Here is a 4710-nt window from a genome sequence, read left to right as displayed (position 1 = left end):
CCCCTGCGCTTCGAAGCGCAGGGGGGGCTCTCTTTGGACTCCGCAGAATGAGGGGGCCCTGGTGAGCGGGTCCAGCGGGTCGGGACGGCGGCACGCCGCAGCAGCTCGGGCGGAATCGCGTCCGGCGCCTCGAAGGCGTCGGCGCGGATCTCCCGTGCGATTACGGCGATGCTACGGGCGGGCGGTGCGGAACTGGATGTTGTCCCAGAATCGATAGCTGTTGAAGAGGCTCTGGCTGCTCGAGGTATTGCCCTGCTGCTGGTCGCCGACCTCGACCTCGTAGAGGTAGTAGTAAGCCCGCGGGTTGGTGGGATGTGGGGCGACCATCATGAAGTTGGTCCGCTCGTACACGAGCCTCCCGTCCAACCAGACCCGCAGCCGGGCGTTCGCCTGCCCCACGTCGTTGAGGCGCCACTCGCTCTCGACGGTGTGCCAGGTGTTCCAGCGAACCGGTGCGACCCCGTAATCGAACTTCCGGTACTCCGGGTATCCCGCGCTGCCGCGGGTGCCGGATACCACCAGCAGGTCCATGCCGCTGCCATCCTTGCGACCCCACAGGATCAGGCTCCAATCATGGCGGAGCCCGCCGTTGGTCCAATCCCCGAACTTCGGGTAGAAAAGCTTCCGCTGGTCGTACTGCGGGAGGTATCCCGACATCGAGCCCTTCTCGATGTAGACGTCACCCTTGAAATACCCGGTGTCACCGAAGCTCTGCCCGTCCGGGCCGGTGAGCCCCCGGGTGTGGTCGGAGGGCTTGAAGGCCCTGTTCTTGTCCAGCTCCGGATCGCTGGCCGCGTCCCGGTGGTAGTGGAGGCGCGCGACCTTGCCTCGACCGGATCCGGTCGGGTCGTTCACGATGGAGTAGTCCGCCGGGTTCCCGCGGCGCGGCCTGGGGAAGGGCCCCCAGGTGCCGTCGTTGAAGTCGTGCCCGGAGATCAGCGTGCCCCCCGCGACCTGTGGAGGAGCGGGGGCGTCCTCTTCCTCCACGGTGACGCGTGCGGTTCCGTCCGCTCTCCCGGCCGTCGCGGAGATCAGGGCGCTGCCACTGTCGATCGCGGTCACCACCCCTGACGTCGTAACCGTCGCCACGGCGGGGTTCGAGCTGGACCAGCGGACCGTTTTCGCGGCCGCATCCACCACGCGGAGCTGCAGGCTCTCCCCGGGTTCCAGGACTGCCGACGTGACGCTGAGCTCGAGATCGTCCTCCGCGCCTGGAGCGGTAGACGCGTCTCCGCAGGCCATCGACGCGGTCATTGCCGCAAACAGACATGTCCACATCATCGCAGCCCTCCTCAAAGCCATGAACCTACCTCTACGCCGTCGTGCACGGGAACGTTCCCGGACCGGGAGTCGGTCCGGGGAGCGAAGATCACCGGCGCACGCGTGGGCGCACCGGGGAAACCGCGCTCCCGGCCGGCCTGCGACGCGTCGGCAGACGGCAACAGGCCGCCAGCCACGAGTCCCGGCCGGGAATCGCATTGCTGGCGGCCCGGCGAACGTAGCAGGAGGATCCTGCCGTAGCCCCGTGGCTCTGCGTCGCCGCCTTTCGGCGGGTTTGCTCTGAGCAGCGTATCTGGATTGGTTGCGGCGCGCTGCGACCCGGTTGCGGGATCGAGCCGCGTCCGCAGGGAGGTCCCCTCGTGGGGCCCCTGGTTGGACCGATGCAGCGGGCCCAGGAGCGACCAGGCGCCCCACCCGCTGCCGAACGGCGCAAGTATAATCCGCGGGAGGGGGAGCCGCAACACCACGGTAGGGCGGTAGTGGGTCAGCTTAACTGTAACGGCTTTCGGGGTTGTGACTTATCGGCGGGCGAGCTGACGGAGCCACACTTCGGAAACGCTTTGCCGACGAACGGCGCCGACGCTTCCCCGCCCTCGGCGGAGGTACGGGGCCACTCTCGCTGGATCCGATTATCCGTGCGCCTCGTCCTGCTTGCGCCGCCTGCGTCTCGCCGCCCCGATCAGCCCCGCGAGCCCGGTACCCAGGAGCGCCATGCTGGCGGGCTCCGGGGTGACCGTGGTGTCGAGCGTCGCGCGGAACCCCTGCACGTCCCCAGGCTGCCCTCCCGGGTTCCATGCTGGCGTCTGCCAGACGGTCTGGTTCGGAGCGAGTCTCGGGTCGTGACTCGCAAGCGTCATCCAGTGCGTGCTCGGCGACGCGGATTGCTGCGAGCCGTAGGGCATGAAGATGGAATAGTCACGAAGCACGGAGCCGGTATAGGTGGGTGTCGGCGCCGTGTCCTCGGGGAGCAGGAATGCGAGGTACACGCCGGGGTCCAGCCACACGTTCGTGGCGAGGGACGGCGTGGGGAATACGTTGGCGACGGGCGCGCTCTCCCACAGCACATCCACCGCGCGCCCTGTGGCCTCGTCCAGCCGAGCAACGAACCCGCGGAAGAGGCAATTCCCAGGGACCGCGGCCCGAGACTCAAGGGGGCTGACGGCGTAGCACTGATCGTGATGGATAGAGAAAGAAAGCAACGTGCTTCCCGTCTCCACCGTGAACGACTGCCCGACCCCGGTCCGGTACGCGAGCCACCCGTTCACGAACCCGCTGCCGAACGGGATGGGAACGCCGCTCTCGAAGTTGCGGAAATTATCGCGCAAGATGTCGTCCCCCGAGGTGATCGTGTACGGCTGCGCGGTTCCCAGAGTAGGCGCGGCGCAGAGCAGGAAGACGGCGGGCAGCAAGCGGCGTCTCATGGCGACTCCAGCGGCAGAGGTGCGCGAGTGCGACGGCCTTTCACGCTGCAGCAGCGGCCGTGCCAAGTCTGCGGCGAAACCCAAGGGAAAGCGCGGAAAGGGGATGCGCCGCCGCCGTCTCTCTCGGCTCTGCGGAAGATCGCCCCTTTCCTGTCCCACTGTGGCGCGCGTGCAACCCTCCTGCCCACCTCAACCACTCCGGCAGGGGGTAGTGGGTCAGGCTGATTGTAACGGCTATCGAACCACCAGTCGGGCGCGCGCGGCCGAGTCTTCGAGCTCCAGCACGTTCAGGACGACCCCATATCCGACGACGCACTTCCCTTCTCGGATCAGGAACGGCATGCAGGGGCGGATTCGCCCGGCGTGCATCTCCGGGCTGAGGAAGGACAGGTAGGCGCGCACCGTTTCCCCGGGGGCGACCTGATCCCGGCCGATGGAGGTGTGCACGGCATCCCAATCGTAGCCGTCATAGTGAAACTGAGACCGGTAGCCCGACATTATGGGCCTGGATCGCCCCCCATTCTCGGCCGAAAGGAACGTAACCTCAACCTCTACATCGTGCGGGTAGCGGGGCATCGTATCGGCGTCGGCGTTCAGGCGCCCTCCAGCAGGTTCAGCAGATCGTATACGGTCCACAGGCGCTTCGCCGACGACCGGCGCTGACGCTTCTCGGCCCCGCCCTCGGCTGAGGTACGGGGCCGCGCTCGCTGGATCCGATTATCCGTGCGCCTCGTCCTGCTTGCGCCGCCTGCGTCTTGCCGCCCCGATCAGCCCCGCGAGCCCGGTACCCAGGAGCGCCATGCTGGCCGGCTCAGGTGTCACCGTGCTGTCGAGGGTCGCTGTGAAGGTCTGCATGTCTCCGTGATGGATCGCCCAGATGGTTTCGGCGACACCAAGGCTCGGGTCGCGCGTTGCGAGCGTCACCCAGTCGCTCCCGGGGGAGGCAGGGGCCTGTCCGCCGAACGGCACGAAGAACGAGTAGTCCCTGAAAATCGTTCCGGTGTAGCCGGGCGTTGGCGCTGTCGGTTCCTGGAGGATGAAGGCCACGTACACCCCCGGATCCAGCCATACCTCGGACAGCATGGGGAAGGGGGCATCCCGAGTGTACGATACCGGCCGGCTCTGCCACAGAATGCTGTTGAGCCTACCGCCATCGAATCCTGCAACGTATGCGCGGAACAGACACGGACCCGATAGAAGTTGGTCGCTCCACGTGCGGCATTCCTCCGTGCGGAGCTGCCACGAGAGGAGCGTGCTTCCCACGTGCACCGTGAACGTCTGCCCGTAGCCGCCCCTGGAGGTGAGCACGCCGTCCTCGAACATGCTGGTCGAGGACGCCCGCGCTCCGGTCTCAAAGTTGAAGAAGTTCTCCGCCGTGAGTCCGGTCGTTGAGCTGATCGTATACGGCTGCGCAGCGGCCACCGTGGGCGCGGCAAAGAGGGCGGCAACGGCGAAGATCCAACGGCGTCTCATAGGGGCTCCTCCGGGCAGGGATCTCGAAGCGCAGACCGTCCTACGCGGCAGCACTCGCCGTACCAGACCCAAGCCCCGTCAGCAAACCAAAGCACCCCAACGGGATGGAATCTCTATCCCCTCCAACTCCCCGCTGACAATTGCACCTTTCCTGTCCCACTGTGGCGCGCGTGCAGCGATCCGCCCCCGTCAACCACTCCGGCAGGGGGGCACTGCCATCGAACCAACCGGATCCGGCTCAGGCGAGAGTCGCCTGGAGCAGGGCGACGATCTCATCTCGCTCGCCCTCCGTGACGCGCGAGTGCGTGGGGAGGGTGACCAGGTCGCGGGCCAGCGACTCCGCCCCGGGCCAGCGCGTCTCCGGGCCGGCGAGGAGCGCCCCGAGCTGCGGCAGCTCCGACAGCGGGGTGGGATAGCTCCCCGCCACGCCCAGCCGGCGCGCCCGCTCCGGGAGGGCGCCCCTCCCCCCGCGGACCCGCACGGGGAAGCGGAGCCACCCGGGGACCCCGTCCGGCGGCACGACCACGGCACGCAC

5 protein-coding genes and 1 riboswitch are annotated in these 4710 nt (G+C 67.7%); all 5 genes read right to left on the bottom strand.

Translation table 11 applies throughout. The features are described from left to right. Positions 1-171: 171 nt before the first annotated feature. Positions 172-1242 carry an Ig-like domain-containing protein gene (locus VGR37_03245; protein HEV2146410.1) on the bottom strand — a complete coding sequence of 357 codons (1071 nt, stop codon included), beginning with the start codon at positions 1240-1242 and terminating at the stop codon, positions 172-174. A 238-nt stretch (positions 1243-1480) separates the two neighbouring features. Continuing rightward, a riboswitch (cyclic di-GMP riboswitch) is annotated at positions 1481-1570 on the bottom strand. A gap of 340 nt (positions 1571-1910) precedes the next feature. Next, positions 1911-2702, bottom strand: a complete 792-nt coding sequence (locus VGR37_03240) for a PEP-CTERM sorting domain-containing protein (GenBank protein ID HEV2146409.1) — start codon at positions 2700-2702, stop codon at positions 1911-1913. A gap of 234 nt (positions 2703-2936) precedes the next feature. Next, entirely contained in the window at positions 2937-3278 is a 342-nt protein-coding gene (locus VGR37_03235) for a hypothetical protein (GenBank protein ID HEV2146408.1), read from the bottom strand. A 141-nt stretch (positions 3279-3419) separates the two neighbouring features. Continuing rightward, on the bottom strand, positions 3420-4175 hold the full coding sequence (locus tag VGR37_03230; protein ID HEV2146407.1) for a PEP-CTERM sorting domain-containing protein: 756 nt from the start codon (positions 4173-4175) through the stop codon (positions 3420-3422). A 238-nt stretch (positions 4176-4413) separates the two neighbouring features. After that, on the bottom strand, positions 4414-4710 hold a 297-nt coding region (locus VGR37_03225; GenBank protein ID HEV2146406.1), incomplete at its 5' end, for a hypothetical protein.

The organism is Longimicrobiaceae bacterium (genome assembly GCA_035936415.1).
GTDB lineage: Bacteria > Gemmatimonadota > Gemmatimonadetes > Longimicrobiales > Longimicrobiaceae > JAFAYN01.
This window is presented reverse-complemented; position numbering and strand designations above follow the sequence as displayed.